The sequence below is a fragment of the sulfur-oxidizing endosymbiont of Gigantopelta aegis genome (assembly GCF_016097415.1).
GTDB lineage: Bacteria > Pseudomonadota > Gammaproteobacteria > GRL18 > GRL18 > GRL18.
This window is the reverse complement of record NZ_JAEHGE010000001.1, coordinates 3,673,778-3,689,298: the sequence shown is the minus strand read 5'-3', so window position 1 is coordinate 3,689,298 and position 15,521 is coordinate 3,673,778. Positions and strand designations below refer to the sequence as shown.

Below are 15,521 nucleotides of genomic sequence, written 5' to 3'. Positions count from 1 at the left end.
AAAGCCTGAGTTTATTACAATTCATCCTTTTGACAATCAGGGCAGACACCGTAGATATAAAGACTATGGTCAGTCATTTTATAACCGAGTTTATCAGCGACCTTGTGCTGGCATTTTTCGATAGTTTCTTCATAAAACTCTTCAATTCTACCGCACTTATCACAGACTAAATGATCATGATGAGTGCCTTGATTCAGTTCAAAAACCGAATGACCTCCTTCAAAATGATGACGAGACACCAATCCTGCTGACTCAAATTGCGTCAGCACCCGATAGACAGTCGCCAAACCTACATCGTCACCAAGCTCCAGCAATTTCTTATAGACATCCTCAGCACTTAAATGTCTGGCATCACCCTTTTCTAATAATTCTAAAATTTTTAATCGGGGCAGCGTTGCTTTTAAACCTGCTTTCTTGAGATCTACATTATTCATAAAGATTAAGCCTTAATTACTCTCTTAAATACGCTTTTAATACACCCTTAATACAAGAATGCAGGTGCTTTTTAACTGATAATATTGTATTATCCGTTCATTCAATCAATTCAGATAATTAAAAATAGTATACAGAATTTAAAAAAGAAATCATTATACAAATGCGAAATATTATTATTACCAGTATCATTTCGATGCTAATCCTGCTTTTATCCTCCTGTTCATGGGCACCTGATCTCTCCGATATTGGCCTACCTAGGGTACATAAAATTGATATCCCTCAGGGCAATGTAGTCGAACAGGATCAGGTCAATCAACTACGTCCCGGCATGAATAAACAGCAAGTACGCTTTATTATGGGCACTCCCATGCTGGATGATTCATTTCATGATAATCGTTGGGATTACCTCTACCGCTTTAAGCCTGGTTATGGTGAATTAGAACAGAAACAAGTCACTGTTTTCTTTAATAAAACAGGCAAGCTGGTTAATTTGCAAGGCACTTTCCGTCCGGGTGATAAAGCTGAAAAAGTACGTTCATCCACAGAAATCGTTGTGGTGCCATTGGAAGACTATGAAGAAGGCTCGGAGCAAGGCGAAAAAGGTTATTGGGATAACCTTGTAGAATTTTTCTCATGGTCTGATGAACACCGGGGTATTCCTACAGATGGTGATGTTCCAGTGAATCCACGCGGTGAAGGCGAAACACCGACAGGCGTTATTGACCCATCGCCTCAAACCAGTGGTGAGTGATATTTAATTATTTTGAGGGGGGGGGCAATGGTTAATTGCCCCCCTTTTTTCATTTTTTTGCCTTCTGCGGCGCGTTGTTTTCTGACTGCTTTGGGATCGGCGATTAGTTTTCTGTATATTTCAATTCTATCTTTGTGTTGTAGTGGTTTATCCAGCTTCGTTAGCTTACTAAAAACGCCCACTTTATTGACGCTTAAATCAATTTCTGGGTATTCATCCATGATTCCTGAAGCCAAAATAGCCTCTTCTACTGTGGCATTTTCATCCACTTCAACAGTATAAATAAGCTGTGATGCGGGTGTTGCGTAAGCAACTTCCACAATGATTTGTCTTGGATGTTTATTCACAATCATTTCACTGTCCACTATAAGCTCCCTGAAAATAGATTAACCATAAACTACGACTGCACGCTTACAAAACGCATCAACCATACTATTGGCAATTTGACTAAAAATCGGGCCAAAGGCCATGCTCATCATTTTACTGGAAAATTCAAACTCCAAATCCAAAGAGATTTTACAACCATTTTCATCCAGGGCATCAAAGCGCCAGAAACCATGCAATTGCTTAAACGGGCCATCAACTAAGCGCATTTCAATCAGTTTGTTTTTTTGCATTCGATTGAGCGTGGTGAAGGTTTTGTTTAAGCCCAGGTGTTGAATTTCCACCCGTCCAGTGACTTCATCATCAGTTTTATCGAGAATTTTTGATGCGCCACACCAGGGTAAAAATTGTTCATAGCTATCAACATCAGCCACCAAATCATACATTTTTGCTGCACTATAAGGGATCAAAGCGGTTTTACTAATACTGGTCACACACACTCCACAGACATCTTTCTATCAAAAATCTAAAAGCCAAAGCTACCATACATAGTACGAATAAATGCCACTACACCCATAGCATTGAGGAACACAATTACCACCATTATGGGAGCGACAAAGCGCACTAAAAGAGACCAGATAGTATACCAGAATCGGTTAACATTAAGTTCTTCTCGGGAATATTCTTTTTTCATCAACCAACCCGCATAAACGGCAATCAACAAGCCACCCAATGGCAACATAATGTTTGAAGTCAAATAATCCAGAAAATCAAATGCCGTCGCATCTTTGAGAATAACAAATTCACCGTACTGAGTTGAAATTGTTGAAGTAATAGTCAATTCACTGGTCAAATTAAAGGAAAATACTGTCAATAAACCAGCAAACCAAACCAATCCCCCTGAAATCACCGCTGCTTTTATACGTGTAATTTGAAAGGTTTTCATAGCCCAGGTGATTGCAGGTTCAATCAACGAAATACTAGAAGTCCAAGCTGCAAAAACTAAGAGTAGAAAAAATAAAGTACCAAAAAAGCGACCATAGTCCATGTGCGAAAATGCCAGCGGCAGGGTTTTAAAAATCAGCCCAGGACCGGCAGAAGGCTCTAAAGCATTGGCAAAAACAATGGGAAAGATAATCATACCCGCCATGATAGCCACCAGTGTATCCATACACGCCACAGCAATAGAAGCCTTGGCAATCGAAGTACCCGGGGGCAAATAAGAGCCATAAACCATAATCGCGCCCATGCCTAAACTCAGGGTAAAAAAGGCATGTCCCATGGCACTGAGGATACCTTCGGTGGTGATCTTAGAAAAATCGGGGGTGAATAAATACTGTAGTCCCTGTTCAAAATGACCAGTACCTATGGCATAAAAAATAAGGATAAGCAGTAGTACAAATAGCATTGGCATCAAATAAGTAACAGCCTTTTCCAGACCACCTCGAACCCCGCGAGCCACTACTGCCATGGTCATAAATAAAAACAAACTATGCCAGGTAATCAAAACTTCGGGATTACTCACCAGTTCAGCAAACACATTGTTCACGGCTGCCGAATCCATGCCAGTAAAAACACCCGATGCCATACGAGGCACATAGGCCATTGCCCAACCGGCAATCACACTATAATAAGAAAGAATTAAGAACCCAGCAATCACCCCCATCCAGCCCAATAAGCCCCAAGAGCGAGAGTGGCCTGATTCTTGTGCCAGTTTTTTCATGGTGCTGACGGGATCCTGGCGACCACGACGTCCCAGCATAATTTCTGCCATCATAATCGGGATACCGATAGCCGCAATACAGAGCAGATAAACTAAGACAAAAGCACCACCACCATTTTCACCGGTAATATAAGGAAACTTCCAGATATTACCTAAACCAACCGCCGAACCGGTCGCTGCCAGAATAAAAACTAGTCGCGAAGACCATTGTTCACGACCGCCTAAATTCCCCTGTGATGATTCGCTTGCAGTTGTCACGGCTTCGGACATGTAAGACTTTTCCTTGATTTAATGGCTTGGACTGAATGAATAACTTTAAATATGTATTTTTATGCTTATTTTTTCCCGTATTGTAGCATTTTTTTGTATAATTACGATTATGGGAAAAAAGAAAAAGAAAACATCAAGCAACACGATTGCTCAAAATAAAAGAGCGCGTCATGATTACAGCCTAGAAGGTGATTTTGAAGCGGGTTTGGTTCTTGAAGGCTGGGAAGTCAAAAGTATTCGTGCGGGCAAAGCACAAATCAGTGAAGCTTATATCCAGTTAATCAACGGTGAAGCCTTTCTTTATGGTGCCGTGATCACGCCACTCATTCAAGCTTCAAGCCACGTCTCACCAGAGCAACAGCGTAGTCGAAAGCTCTTGTTGCATGCCGCTGAATTATCACGTCTAGTCGGTGCGGTAGAGCGCAAAGGCTATACGGTTGTGCCATTGTCTTTATATTGGAAAGGTAGCCGAGTTAAATTAAAGATAGCGCTAGCTAAAGGTAAGCACCAATATGATAAACGTGCGGCAGAAAAAGAGAAAGACTGGAATCGTGACAAAGCACGCATAGCAAAAATGAAATAGTGGATGCTAAAAAATAGATAATAAGTAGTCTGAAATGACTGTGGTATTTATAAAGAAGGTATTTATAAAGAAGGTATTTATAAAGAAGGATATTGCTAAAGACATGGATGATCAGCCCCAGTAACCCCCTCGTTTACCGAGGGTTTACTGAGGCAAATCAAAACTACTGCAAAAAGATTACTTAGCAGCAGGTACTGGAGCTTGCACAGGTGCAGCTACTGGCGCCATAGGACGTTGTGGGTAATAACCATAACCAGGCTGATTTGCATAGTTGTTATAACCATTGAAACGGTTGCTCATGTTGTTATAACCATTGTAGTTACTGTTACCATTTCCGTAAGCTGAACCACGAGTGTTACCTTTTCCACGGCCACGGCCACGTGCTTTAATAGTGATTTCAACATCACCGTCCATGTCGCTGTCCATGCTACCATCACCCCAACCATTGCCATAGCCATTGCCATAAGCATTGTTGTTCATGTTGTTATAGCCGTTACCATTCCAGTTTGAGTTGTTGTTTCCGTCACCCATTGGGTTCCAAGAAGAAGCTGAAACAGCCATAGACGCAGTAGTAGCAGCGATTGCTGCAGCAATTAATAATTTTTTCATGATACTCTCCAAAGTATAGAACGTTATTTTAGTGTGTTTTATGCTACCTAAAAAAAGCGGGGTAACAAATAAAATATAGCTCGATGTACATTAAAAATGATAAAAACAACTCAAAACAAACAAGCTCTTTTTTCATTTTCTTTATTAGTTAAGTAGAGTATATATCCGATTTATTACATTAGCAACAACTAATATTGTTTTTTTAAATCTTTTTAAAAATTATTCTTCTAGGTTAACAGTGAATGCCCTTAGAGCCATGCGCTAGCACTAGCTTTTTTATGATCAATTTTTCAGCGCCCTATTTATTCTTTCTTAATCCTAAAATAATCAGTTGAATCGTAGCGAGAACGACTTAGGTGCTGAAGGTTAAGGGTTTTATAGGTTATTTTGGCTTTATTCGTAGTCACCCTACGGGTGAAGTCAAAATGTTCTGGAAAATCCTTAAGATTCAGTGCATAAGGCGGTCGCAGTAGGTTCAACTGATTTTTTTAGGTTAATCACATCACAATCTAAAATCAGTTGTTCACCCATTTGCCCATCCAGTACGGAATTTAAAGAACGATAATTAACACGCCATCTCGACTGTCCCACTAACACACCCGCTGTTTTAGGGTTTAATTTAAACACCTGACCAAAAACTTCCTGACCGGTATTATCAATAAAACTGACATAATCATTCACTTTTAAAGAATTTCTATCGATGCCTGCTTCTTGACGAGGTTTTATATCCACATTCGTCGCATCTAAATTGAGTTGATAAAAATAAATATTCCATTGTTCGCCATTATGTTTATTCTTGACTAATACCCGTGTTCTTTTTACACCCAAAATAATCGCATCAATTAACCTATTTTCTTGCATATCAAAATAACTAATAACTGACATCCTGACCCATTCGAAGCTGATGTCTTATCTGTTAATTGCGTTCAGGATCATCTAATTGAGTCCAAATAGCCTGACTTAAACGATAAAGCTCAAACAGAGAAGCTTTGTTCAGCTCTTCTAATATCTTATCAAATTGCATTTTTTAATTTCATTTACTCTTTTTAACTTTAAACTCGCCTATTCCACCTAGCACTCAGGAACTTTGTTTATATTGGCTATCTTCTGGCGCTTGATCTCGTTCATTCATGCCATAGTCACGGCTCACATCAGCAACTCTCAAACGATAATCACTAAACACACTGTCATTCCCCTTGGCCTGAGCGCAACGATGTGACTCTAGGTTTCGCCATGTCGCAATCGCCTCTTCATCCCGCCAAAAAGACAAGGATAAGACCTTGCCCTCCTCTGCTAAACTAGCAAAACGTTCTATTGAAATAAAACCATCAATTTTTTCCAGTTGCGGCTTTAATTCTGCTGCTATCTCTAAATATTCAGCTTTTTTCCCTGGTGCAGGAAAGACTTCAAAAATTACTGCAATCATTTTTTGCTTCCTTAACTACAAAAGAAAAAAAAAGGTGTCACAAAAGACAAAAGGGGTCAAGAATCATATTCATCATTTATTTCTTCAATGATATTTAATAATACTTTATCTTTATCTAGTAGGCACTTTAGTTTTTTAATAGTCGTTGGAATACTTCCGACACTTTTCAAACCAAATTTTTCAGCAATTTCTTTAAGCTTAGCTGTTGCAATTTCCTGTGCCAAATACATTGCCACCCATCGAGGTATATTATTTTTTACTCGACCTCGTTGACTTTGAGTGATTGATTGCTTGCTTACTTTAAAATGTTCACTTGTTTTTATTATTATACTTTCAATACTCGGGCGAAATATCTTCTGAATTTCTTTTGTTAATTCCTGTTCGTCTGTTTGTCTTTGTTGATATGCCCATTCACGAAATGATTCACTCCCTAAAAAAGGAACGATATTTCCCTTACTGTAAAATTCTTTTAATTCCTCATCAACCCCCTGGGCAACATAAGCTTGATATTTTTCAAACACATTATGGAGCGTATTAAGCTGAGCTAATATCTCCTGAGGATAGAGCCACTCTGGCGCAACTTCTTTACCCAAATAATAAGCATAACTACTCCAGGGATAGAGTTCTAATTCCACATCAATACCTGCTTCAAGCGGGTTTCTATGAATATAACGTGATAATTGCAACTGATAACTATCTTCTTCTACTAATATTGCCTTGTATCGCCCCCTAAAAAGGGGGCCGTCAGTGGTTCTCATACGATTATAGCGTTGAGTATATAAGCCATTAACATGCCGCATAGCACGCCCCAAATTTCCTTCTGGCGTTTTTATCAGGAGATGGTAATGATTTCGCATTAAGCAGTAGCTTTGTATTTGTATACCAAAACGTTTATGAGCTTCTGCAAGTGTGTTTAAAAACAACTGGTAGTACTTTTTATCATGAAATATATCGTGACGAGCACGCCCTCTATTCATGACATGGTAACAGGCATTTTCGTATTCAACTCGTAGTGGTCTGGGCATATGTCAAGCATAACAAATTTAAAATAAATAGTGAATATTATTCTTGACCCCTTTATTCTTTACTTTTGACTAATACGACCTAATATTTAGTATGAATCTATATTACTCAGTATGAAAATTTATTACTCGCCCACAACTATGTGGACTTGCTCCAATCGGTACTTAAATTGATGGTAATTATTTTTGGAAAAAAAGAATTTAGATAAAATCTCATCTGACAGACATCTTAAAAAAATGGGGAACTGCCAGATAAAGTCTGAGCTAATCAGTAACACATAGTACTTCCATATTACTACCATTTGTTTACGTAGAGTTTATTTGAACGCAACAATTTACCAGCCTCTTTGGTTGCTGTTCGAAGAGGTGAAACTTTATGTGTGCAGATCTTCTAAAACGATGAAAATAAACAATAAATTTAATAGTTAATGGCTCTTCTCCGCTTTGATGAGTGAAGAAAGATCAAAATATTGTTTTATAAGCTTCTTAGTTTCATAACCCAATAAAAAGACCTCTCTCATGAACATAGCATACCTAAATTCAAACGATTATTCATTCTTTTCTGGTGCTCAGGATCAACTTGAACAGTTGATTAAACAATTACAAACAGATAAACATAAAAATTGTGAACATGGTGACATAGAAGATTTTATTAACAAGGAAGGTCAGGAAATTTTAAGACGACTACTGCAGGGCTGGCTTGATTTAAAAGCCGCCAACGAGGAAAAAAGAAGCTGTGTTAACACCGTTTCAGGAGACAAGCTGAATTATGTCCGTACAAACACCCATCGTTCGCTGAATAGTTTGTTTGGTCAGGTCACTGCCACCATAAATGGTTATAGTTAAAGAAATAAAGACAGTTTATTTCCTATTGATGCTGAACTGAATTTATCAACTAACAGCTACAGTGATGGTATTTATTTCAGAGTGTCTAAAGAAGCCATTCGAGGTTCATTCGATGATGTCGTTGAAAGTATTGATAGTACAACTGCTGGTCATGTGCCCAAAAGACAGCGCCTCAATATAGTGAGAGATGTTGCTCAGGATTTTGAAGGTTTTTATAAGAAAAACGATTTATTGAACCCGAAAAACATCAGATTTGCTGGTCTTAACCTTGATGGAAAAGGGATAGTTATGCGACCTGAAGGTTTAAGAGAATGCACAAAGAAAAATGCCCAGAAGAATAAGAAGCTCAAAAGTCGTCTGAATCAGGGAGAGAAAAAGACCGAAAACGTATGGCACAAGTGGCTGCCGTTTATACCGTACAATCTCATATTCGTGCTGCTGAATCTATTATGAAAGTAGCAGAAGATGATAATGTCGTTCCTTTTCGAACCCCCATTAGAAATAAGCGGGTTTGGGCGAGTGTTGAGCGAGAGGCAGAAACTGTTATTGTTGGTTTTATATGAATTTCGATTCGTCTTTTATTGTCTTCTGCAGTATCAGGAGCCCAAGAAGAATTTTTCGTACTCGTCATAATTAAGTAGATCTCATCCCATGCCTCTGATAATTTTGATTTAGACGATAAGATAGACTTCCCTACACTGCTGCAAATAATTGGTGACTTTTTAAAATTAATTCCATTTTGACGTACCCGTTCAACATTTTCAGCGGTTAATTTCCCAGTAAAAGTATCAACTTTGATAACTTTGCCTTTCTATCTGGCGTCAACTACCTTGTCCGGTTGGCGACAATTAGCTTGGCCGGTTTCTAATTTATTATTTTATTCATAGTGAGTTTTTTACAATCGATTATTCTCCTTTAATTGTCTGCTCTTCTTTTTAACTTGATTTTTCTTTAGTCGCTGCTCTTGATCTGGCTCTAGGGCGAAAAGCGACCGATGTGCGGCTTTTGCTCTTGCACGAGGCCACTTTGAGCTTTTTGGCTTTTCGCCCGCTCTATGCTTTTTATCTTGCTTTTAAAATGTTCAGCGATCAATGAGTTAGCCATTAATCTAAGCCTTTCATCGCTTGTTTTCTACGATAACTGTCGCCTTCAATTTGATAAATAGACGCATGATGAATGAGTCGGTCAATGGCAGCCACTGTCATCATATTGTCAGTGAAGATACTATCCCATTCACTGAAAGCCTGGTTTGAGGTAATGAGCAAGCTATTGCGTTCATATCGGTGCGCAATTAATTCAAATAGTACCTGGCTTTCACTATTGGTTTTTGACATAGCCAATATCATCAAGAATAAGTAACTCATATTTATCCAGCTTTTTCAGTTCAAATTCCAGAGATAACGCTTCTTTTGCCTTTTGAAGCATTTGCACCAATGAAGTGCTGCTCATGAATTTAACCCGCACTGATTGCTCGATGAGTGCGTAACCAATAGCGGCGGCTAAATGCGTTTTCCCCAGACCACTGGCACCAAATAAAAGCAGATTATGTCCTTGCCTGAGCCAGTCTAACTGAGTAATTTTTGTTTGAGCTGTTGGGCTGTCACACCGGTTATTTCATTAAAGTCATACTGTGATAACTGTTTACCAATGGGTAGTTTGCTTTCTCTTAATAAGCGCTTTAATTTATTGTCATGCCGGTAACTGGTTTCTAATTCACATAAATGGGCTAAAAATAATTCAGGCTCCCAATCTAATTCAATGGCTTTTGTGAAACCTGCTGCCATTGTTTGACCATGGTCGTTAAACGTAATTCTTTGAGTAAAACGGTAAACTTTGTGCATTGGCCATATTAATTCCCCAGTAATACATTGTAGGTCGATAAGTCATGTTGCTGACTGGTGTACTGAGGTCTATCAACCGACATGGGCGCAAAAAGTCACGGCACGCTTTGATGGAAACTCGACTGCCGGCTTCTAACGAGGCTAAGACAAAACGACCCAGCGCTGCTTCACAATCATAGGCATCGGCAATGGACAGCAAGCTCACCATGTAACGGCAATCATCATCATGAATGCCCGTTTGTTTGAGATTTTCCCAAATCAGGGTGAAATCACCTTCTGGGACAATATCATCTCGGTAAGCCGATGATTTAAAGGCATTGGGCTTTTTGGCTAACGAGTGAATGATATGTTTATAATTGATTGAACGCGAACGGATATGGCGGTGTGCATAAATACGCTTTAAACTTAAGGTCAATTCATGACCATAGAAACAATCTAAATGTTGATCATAAATATGGATCAATAACGTGGTACCAATCAATCGGGAGGGTACGGTATAAGTGACTCGTTTAACTGAAATGGTACTCCTTGTGGTGACTTTAACATAGAGCTCACTAAAGCCATTGGTGCGGCGGCTGGGAAGCGGTTTTAAGTGTGCTTTTTCTTCATTAAATCGTGTTTTACAGCGTATGTTTATTTGGCGAACGATGTCATCAATAAAGGCTTCATAATCCAATAAGGCGGTAAAATCTCGACTGCCACGAAGGAGTAGCTTTTGTTCGATTCGGCGTTTTAAATGACCATTAGGGGATTCAATGGCTCCATTTTCATGGGCAATGCCTTTATTGTTTCGAGTGGCTTTTATACCATAGTATTGACATAATTTTCATAACGCTCGGTCAGCTTTTCTTGTTCATAATGATTGTTAAATGCAGCACTTAGGCTATCGGTTCGGTGGCTTACAGGGACACCGCCTGATTGCCATAGCGCATTTTGTAAGCCTGAAGAAAGAGATTCAAAGCTCTCTCCACCTAAGACAACTTGAACATAAGTCCAGCCACTATAAACCAATCGGTAGTGATAAAGTTTGTGTTTAAACTCTTCTCCGTCAATCGTGATTTTAAGCTCATTAGCCCAGGTGTAATCTGAAATACCCATATCACCGGCAATGTGTTTTTGTTGAAAAATAACTTCTTGCTCCGGTCCTTCCTGAGCACGCCAGCGTTTGACTCGGCGTTGCAGTGTTCTTAGGTGAGTGTTGTCAAATTGACCGGGTTCTAGCTCTTCCAGTGCTTCTAATAAGGTAATGGGCTGTAGTTTGGGCTCAATCTCAAGTAAGGGCACTAAATGTTGTTCAAAAGCACCATTTAAGGGATCTTTTCGAGTTTTGTACTGTCTGGGCTGTGTGCCGCCGCCGGGGTGCTTACCTGTATCAATGCGTCGCGCTGATCTTTCTGAAAATCCTGCTTTGGCTGCTGATGAAGCTTGAGTGTGATTCGGTTGTTTTCGATGTGACATGTATAACTTGACCTGTTCTTGGGTAATTGATTTTCCAGACATAAAAATCCTTCTCGATTAATGTGTCTGGAGTGTATCAAACCGGCCAAGCTAGTTGTCGCCGACCGGACAAGTTAATTGTCGCCTAATACAAGTTTTCTTTAAACTGACAAAGGTATCTCTGCAAAGTTGCCCATCCTTTGAGCGTGTACTACCACTAATTTTACGCTTAATAACATATTCTCGAATATCATTTTCACTCAAATTATTATGAAGAGGAATATCAGGCCGTTCCAATACCAGCAGTAATTCTGTTTTATTTCTTGCCAATCGTTTCAGTGCCTGATTCAACGTTTCAAAGCTTGTTTTAGTCCGGCACAATTCATCAAAATGTTCAGCAATCGCTGACTTCAACGGATCATCTGGCTCAAGTTTATATTGTTTGAGATCATAAAATAGTTCCCAAATCTGAGTATGTACCCAGTTCAGTTCTTTATCATGTCGCTCATTGAGTGGTAGTATCCGCTGAAACACTCTGTCTGCATGTATCCAACATAATGCGTGCAACAAAATATCAAATTGTCCTGCATCATCACTCACAATCACCAAATCACTTGGAAAGCCACTGTTAATTAATGCCCCCAGTAAAGCGCCTTCTGTGGCAATGCGAACATGCCGTTGTGTTATGATACTATTGTTCTGCAGATAGTATTTCCAGGCTTCTTCATTATCAAAGCAAGTCTGATGACTTTGTTCAATAACGCTCAATGGCTTGTGAGGTAATTTTTCTGCTCTCATATAATCAAGTGCTGCATCGTTGAGCGTATAATCAACAGCAGCACCTCGTAACAATTGTAGAAAATTAATCCGGCTCTTATATCGAGTACTTGAAAACCAGGCAAAGGTTTCATTGCCAACGTGAGTACAATAACCATTCTTTCCATCATGACGACTACCCGTATCATCAACATGGATATAAGTACTATTGTTGATACCGGCAGTTAGCAATGTATTTTTTCAGTATGAAAATGGTCTTTGTCATGGATTAAAATCTCATTGATCTGACCCGTTGAAATATCAAAACCTAATTCTGTTAATTGTTGTATTATCAATGGCTGAGTCACTCTCTGGTGATAATATTGATAAACGATATAACTCTGTAATGTATGGCCAAAATGTCCTATATGTGTATCAAAGCTCAATTTTCCTATACAGGTATCACCATCAGGTGTTTTATAGCGAGCCAATCGATAACGAGTATTGAAAGGCTTAATCAGCAGCTCCTGAACAAAATAATCCTGATACCCTAAAAAACGTGAATGTTCTGGCAGGTTATCTGGTTTGATAACGGTGGTTTTATGAATAGCCAATTTCTTCTTTCGTTTACGACTTTTACTAGTCCCATTTCCTGAGTTGTTTTTCTTGCTTCCTGAATGACCTGTCGGATTATCATTGTCATCATCCTTTGGCAATTTACTGGCTCTTATTTTAGGCTTTGGAGGTAGCTTTTTAAGCTTAGCAACTTCTGTTTTAAGGGCATCGATTTCAACCTGTTGGTTTTGAATGATTTCCTGTTGTTGCTCCATGAAAGCAAGGAGTAATCGGACTACCGGTGTCTTTTCTTCTTCAGGTATCTCTGGAATTGGAGGTAATTTTTCACTATAATCAATACAGGTTGTTTTCAATAAAACAATTGTATCATGGCTTTTTAAGGCTCTTTAGTTTGCCCTGTGTTGATCAAACTCCCTCTCAGTTAAGATAATATTCAAAAATATTCTATTTCGATCTGAGACAGATCGACAGGATCATTTATAGGGATAAATTACATGGGGCAGTGAAAATGCAATTTTTGTCCTCTAAAATGCTGTCAAGACTTTTTTTGTTTTTATTTCAAGTTTTGCACAGACTTATTGAGAAGTTACAGAATTCCTTAGTAAGATGCTGATTTTACGCTTATTTGAGGCAATAAAAAAGGACTCAAATGAGTCCTTTTTAGTATCGCTTTAGTATGATTGGTGGAGATGGCGGGAGTCGAACCCGCGTCCAAAAACATTCTGCCTTCTGCCTTTCACATGCTTAGCACTACCGATAGTTTTAATGAGTTTCTGGCGGGTAGCCAGGACAGAAGCTCACGAGTCCGTTTAAGTTTAACCTGCTAAACTCGGACTGAATAGCGGGCGAAAACTGTGTAAAGTGACTTCTGAGTAACCCCCACAGATAAAGGTTGTCAAAAGCTAGCTGGTTTTTAAGCGGCTAGAGCGTAATTATCATCGTTTGCAATTACTTTAGGTTTCCAGACTTTTTAACGAGAGTACTGAAATCACTCGGCATGAACATTAGGGGTCCAATCTCTGTCGAAGCCATTTCATCCCCTTATGTATAATTATAGGGGCGAAGCCGGGCTTTTTCAATCTCTAAGGTCTCAAAACAGAGAAAATAGGCTTAACTTGTGGTATATATTAAGAAAAATGTAAAACATTAGGGGAATCACTAATTGTTTATATTAATAAATACAAATATACTTATCACACACATTAAGAAAACACGATTAAAGTATTAATAATCCTAAAAAAACGACAAAGGGATTAACAATGCTGAGAAACAGGATACTGGAGAGTATAAAATGAAAAAGCTAATAATTGCAGCTGCTGTGGCAGGTCTGACTAGCCTTTCTATGACCGCTAGCGCTTGGTGGGCTGATGACAGCAATAGTAACACTAACTGGAATGGCAACGGCTATAACAACATGAACAACAATGCTTATGGTAATGGCTATGGCAATGGTTGGGGTGATGGTTCTGGTGATGCCGATATGGATGGTGATTTTGAAATCACTATTAAAGGCAGTGGTCGCGGTCGCGGTCGTGGTAATTCACGCAGCGCCATGACGGGAAATGCCTATGGCAATGGCTATAACAATTGGGATAATCGCATGAACACTTATGGCGACAACCGCTATGATAACCGTGGTTATGCACCTAATGGTTATCCTCCTTATGGCTATCGTGCTCCTGTAGCACCTGTTGCTGCACCAGCAGTAGCACCGACGGCAACTAAATAAGTATTGATAATAGCGAGCACTAGCATTTTTAAGCTAGGCTTCTATCCATAAAAAAACCGGAAACATTTAAGCATGCTTCCGGTTTTTTTGTTTTACTGGAATATTAAAAATGAGTCTTAACGACAGCCTTTGCCATAATAATGGCGTTTATTACAGCTAACGGTGATTTCCATTTTTACTACCGGGTTTAGCCAAGTATGGATACTACTATCTAAGTCACTGCGGCCACCTTCAGCAATGTCATCACCTAAAGTACCACGGTGTACGTGAACGGTTTTATTCGCTTCTTCTGTTGTTACACCCGAAGCACCAATACCACCGTCACCACCGGGGGCAACTGGGATTCCCGGTGAGTTAGGTGCGCCACCGCCATTGATAATTTCATCATTAGCTTCAGTGCCTGCATCATAAGCATTCAAATAATAAGTATAAGTGCCTGCGCGCTTCGGGATTTTTATGCCATCTGCAGCAAAGAAGCCATCATTGGTTGGCAATAGCATCGCCGCCACTGACAGATATTTATTATGGTGATTCAGCTTCTTTAGAACGGCTGTTGCTGATTTGCCCGGTGCCAATAAACCACCGGCAGGATTAGTCGCCACATCAGCATTTTCTTCTTCCGCTTCGGCAACTAAGCCGCTGATATTACCACCTTCAGCCATCGCCTGTAGTGCATCACTGGCCGGTTCACCCAAGTCATAAAAATTTACATCGTCATTATGGGCAGTGACGATTAACGGGGTGAAATAAAAACCATTTGTCAGGTTGGTTATTTTTACCGAAATATCTTTCGCCTGTGCAGCCATTGGTAGCGCTAAGGACATCATAAGTAATGATGTTTTGATTGTACCTGATAGGGATTTTAGTTTAAAACTCATTGTTCTCTCCTTGTTTTGAAACCATGTCAATAAAATGAGTTTGTATTATCCTTGTATTTTCATCGTTGAATCATCACAAAATAATCACGATTGTTTAACTTATTCGTGATTAAAACGTGTCTGAATTGTGATTATTTCGGTTTGAATTGAGTTATGAATCACACAATAACTAACGCTACAAATAAGCACAATGATATGTAAAGAGAATATTTTTGCTTGGTGATATTTGTGATAAAATGTGTTTTGAATTTGACTAGGCTGGATTTTAGTTAATAATTAACAGCTGAGGGATCCCCACGAATTTTTTAACAAACA

At 39.2% G+C, this 15,521-nt stretch carries 16 protein-coding genes, 1 other RNA gene and 2 pseudogenes; 5 read left to right on the top strand and 14 right to left on the bottom strand.

All coding sequences use genetic code 11. The annotated features are described in order from the left end of the window. Positions 1–14: 14 nt before the first annotated feature. Complete coding sequence (gene fur / locus JEU79_RS18980) at positions 15–434, bottom strand: ferric iron uptake transcriptional regulator (RefSeq protein WP_198265370.1); 420 nt, start codon at positions 432–434, stop codon at positions 15–17. Positions 435–595: 161 nt separating this feature from the next. Between fur and JEU79_RS18975 the strand changes: the two genes are divergently transcribed. Then, entirely contained in the window at positions 596–1,186 is a 591-nt protein-coding gene (locus tag JEU79_RS18975; protein WP_198265369.1) for an outer membrane protein assembly factor BamE, read from the top strand. On the opposite strand, the gene JEU79_RS18970 is transcribed toward JEU79_RS18975, so the two are convergent. From JEU79_RS18970 to JEU79_RS18960, 3 genes are read right to left on the bottom strand one after another with little or no spacing between them, the layout of a single operon-like run. Continuing rightward, complete coding sequence (locus tag JEU79_RS18970; protein WP_198265368.1) at positions 1,168–1,539, bottom strand: RnfH family protein; 372 nt, start codon at positions 1,537–1,539, stop codon at positions 1,168–1,170. The two genes, JEU79_RS18975 and JEU79_RS18970, sit on opposite strands and share 19 nt — an antisense overlap. A gap of 33 nt (positions 1,540–1,572) precedes the next feature. Next, a complete protein-coding gene (locus JEU79_RS18965) occupies positions 1,573–2,004 on the bottom strand; it encodes a type II toxin-antitoxin system RatA family toxin (protein WP_198265367.1) in 432 nt (143 codons plus the stop codon). A gap of 32 nt (positions 2,005–2,036) precedes the next feature. Continuing rightward, entirely contained in the window at positions 2,037–3,503 is a 1,467-nt protein-coding gene (locus tag JEU79_RS18960; RefSeq protein ID WP_198265366.1) for a sodium-dependent transporter, read from the bottom strand. A gap of 109 nt (positions 3,504–3,612) precedes the next feature. On the opposite strand from JEU79_RS18960, the gene smpB reads away from it, so the two are divergent. After that, entirely contained in the window at positions 3,613–4,086 is a 474-nt protein-coding gene (gene smpB, locus JEU79_RS18955; protein WP_198265365.1) for an SsrA-binding protein SmpB, read from the top strand. 177 nt (positions 4,087–4,263) lie between these two features. On the opposite strand, the gene JEU79_RS18950 is transcribed toward smpB, so the two are convergent. From JEU79_RS18950 to JEU79_RS18935, 4 genes are all read right to left on the bottom strand, one after another. Continuing rightward, positions 4,264–4,695 (bottom strand): hypothetical protein, encoded by a 432-nt coding sequence (locus JEU79_RS18950; protein ID WP_198265364.1) that lies wholly within the window; start codon positions 4,693–4,695, stop codon positions 4,264–4,266. A gap of 441 nt (positions 4,696–5,136) precedes the next feature. Continuing rightward, a complete protein-coding gene (locus JEU79_RS18945; RefSeq protein WP_198265363.1) occupies positions 5,137–5,580 on the bottom strand; it encodes a hypothetical protein in 444 nt (147 codons plus the stop codon). A gap of 193 nt (positions 5,581–5,773) precedes the next feature. After that, positions 5,774–6,121 carry an antibiotic biosynthesis monooxygenase family protein gene (locus JEU79_RS18940; RefSeq protein ID WP_198265362.1) on the bottom strand — a complete coding sequence of 116 codons (348 nt, stop codon included), beginning with the start codon at positions 6,119–6,121 and terminating at the stop codon, positions 5,774–5,776. Between the two features lie 56 nt (positions 6,122–6,177). After that, complete coding sequence (locus JEU79_RS18935; RefSeq protein ID WP_281400979.1) at positions 6,178–7,146, bottom strand: transposase; 969 nt, start codon at positions 7,144–7,146, stop codon at positions 6,178–6,180. Between the two features lie 516 nt (positions 7,147–7,662). Between JEU79_RS18935 and JEU79_RS18930 the strand changes: the two genes are divergently transcribed. Next, on the top strand, positions 7,663–7,989 hold the full coding sequence (locus JEU79_RS18930) for a hypothetical protein (RefSeq protein ID WP_198265360.1): 327 nt from the start codon (positions 7,663–7,665) through the stop codon (positions 7,987–7,989). 81 nt (positions 7,990–8,070) lie between these two features. Further along, on the top strand, positions 8,071–8,442 hold the full coding sequence (locus JEU79_RS18925) for a hypothetical protein (protein WP_198265359.1): 372 nt from the start codon (positions 8,071–8,073) through the stop codon (positions 8,440–8,442). A gap of 650 nt (positions 8,443–9,092) precedes the next feature. Here the strand turns inward: JEU79_RS18925 and istB are convergent. The 5 genes and pseudogenes from istB to ssrA form a co-directional block, all read right to left on the bottom strand. Then, a pseudogene (gene istB, locus JEU79_RS18920) lies at positions 9,093–9,784 on the bottom strand (IS21-like element helper ATPase IstB). 54 nt (positions 9,785–9,838) lie between these two features. Further along, positions 9,839–11,330 (bottom strand): annotated as a pseudogene (gene istA / locus JEU79_RS18915) (IS21 family transposase). A 48-nt stretch (positions 11,331–11,378) separates the two neighbouring features. Beyond that, complete coding sequence (locus JEU79_RS18910) at positions 11,379–12,275, bottom strand: IS66 family transposase (RefSeq protein WP_198265358.1); 897 nt, start codon at positions 12,273–12,275, stop codon at positions 11,379–11,381. Next, complete coding sequence (locus JEU79_RS18905) at positions 12,269–12,952, bottom strand: hypothetical protein (RefSeq protein ID WP_198265357.1); 684 nt, start codon at positions 12,950–12,952, stop codon at positions 12,269–12,271. The genes JEU79_RS18910 and JEU79_RS18905 overlap by 7 nt, the downstream gene beginning before the upstream one ends. Before the next feature lie 328 nt (positions 12,953–13,280). After that, positions 13,281–13,640: a transfer-messenger RNA gene (gene ssrA / locus JEU79_RS18900) on the bottom strand. Between the two features lie 250 nt (positions 13,641–13,890). Here ssrA and JEU79_RS18895 point away from each other — a divergent pair. Beyond that, on the top strand, positions 13,891–14,328 hold the full coding sequence (locus JEU79_RS18895; RefSeq protein WP_198265356.1) for a sulfur globule protein CV1: 438 nt from the start codon (positions 13,891–13,893) through the stop codon (positions 14,326–14,328). Between the two features lie 116 nt (positions 14,329–14,444). Here the strand turns inward: JEU79_RS18895 and JEU79_RS18890 are convergent, their stop codons facing one another. Then, complete coding sequence (locus JEU79_RS18890) at positions 14,445–15,206, bottom strand: spondin domain-containing protein (RefSeq protein ID WP_198265355.1); 762 nt, start codon at positions 15,204–15,206, stop codon at positions 14,445–14,447. Positions 15,207–15,521: the final 315 nt, after the last annotated feature.

Excerpts from the sequence above, each read along its gene's own strand:
- JEU79_RS18975 (WP_198265369.1), top strand. The coding sequence starts at position 596 with ATGCGAAATATTATTATTACCAGTATCATTTCGATGCTAATCCTGCTT.
- JEU79_RS18945 (WP_198265363.1), bottom strand. The coding sequence starts at position 5,580 with ATGTCAGTTATTAGTTATTTTGATATGCAAGAAAATAGGTTAATTGAT.
- smpB (WP_198265365.1), top strand. The coding sequence starts at position 3,613 with ATGGGAAAAAAGAAAAAGAAAACATCAAGCAACACGATTGCTCAAAAT.
- JEU79_RS18960 (WP_198265366.1), bottom strand. The coding sequence starts at position 3,503 with ATGTCCGAAGCCGTGACAACTGCAAGCGAATCATCACAGGGGAATTTA.
- JEU79_RS18970 (WP_198265368.1), bottom strand. The coding sequence starts at position 1,539 with ATGATTGTGAATAAACATCCAAGACAAATCATTGTGGAAGTTGCTTAC.
- JEU79_RS18930 (WP_198265360.1), top strand. The coding sequence starts at position 7,663 with ATGAACATAGCATACCTAAATTCAAACGATTATTCATTCTTTTCTGGT.
- JEU79_RS18950 (WP_198265364.1), bottom strand. The coding sequence starts at position 4,695 with ATGAAAAAATTATTAATTGCTGCAGCAATCGCTGCTACTACTGCGTCT.
- JEU79_RS18890 (WP_198265355.1), bottom strand. The coding sequence starts at position 15,206 with ATGAGTTTTAAACTAAAATCCCTATCAGGTACAATCAAAACATCATTA.
- JEU79_RS18895 (WP_198265356.1), top strand. The coding sequence starts at position 13,891 with ATGAAAAAGCTAATAATTGCAGCTGCTGTGGCAGGTCTGACTAGCCTT.
- fur (WP_198265370.1), bottom strand. The coding sequence starts at position 434 with ATGAATAATGTAGATCTCAAGAAAGCAGGTTTAAAAGCAACGCTGCCC.
- JEU79_RS18940 (WP_198265362.1), bottom strand. The coding sequence starts at position 6,121 with ATGATTGCAGTAATTTTTGAAGTCTTTCCTGCACCAGGGAAAAAAGCT.
- JEU79_RS18935 (WP_281400979.1), bottom strand. The coding sequence starts at position 7,146 with ATGCCCAGACCACTACGAGTTGAATACGAAAATGCCTGTTACCATGTC.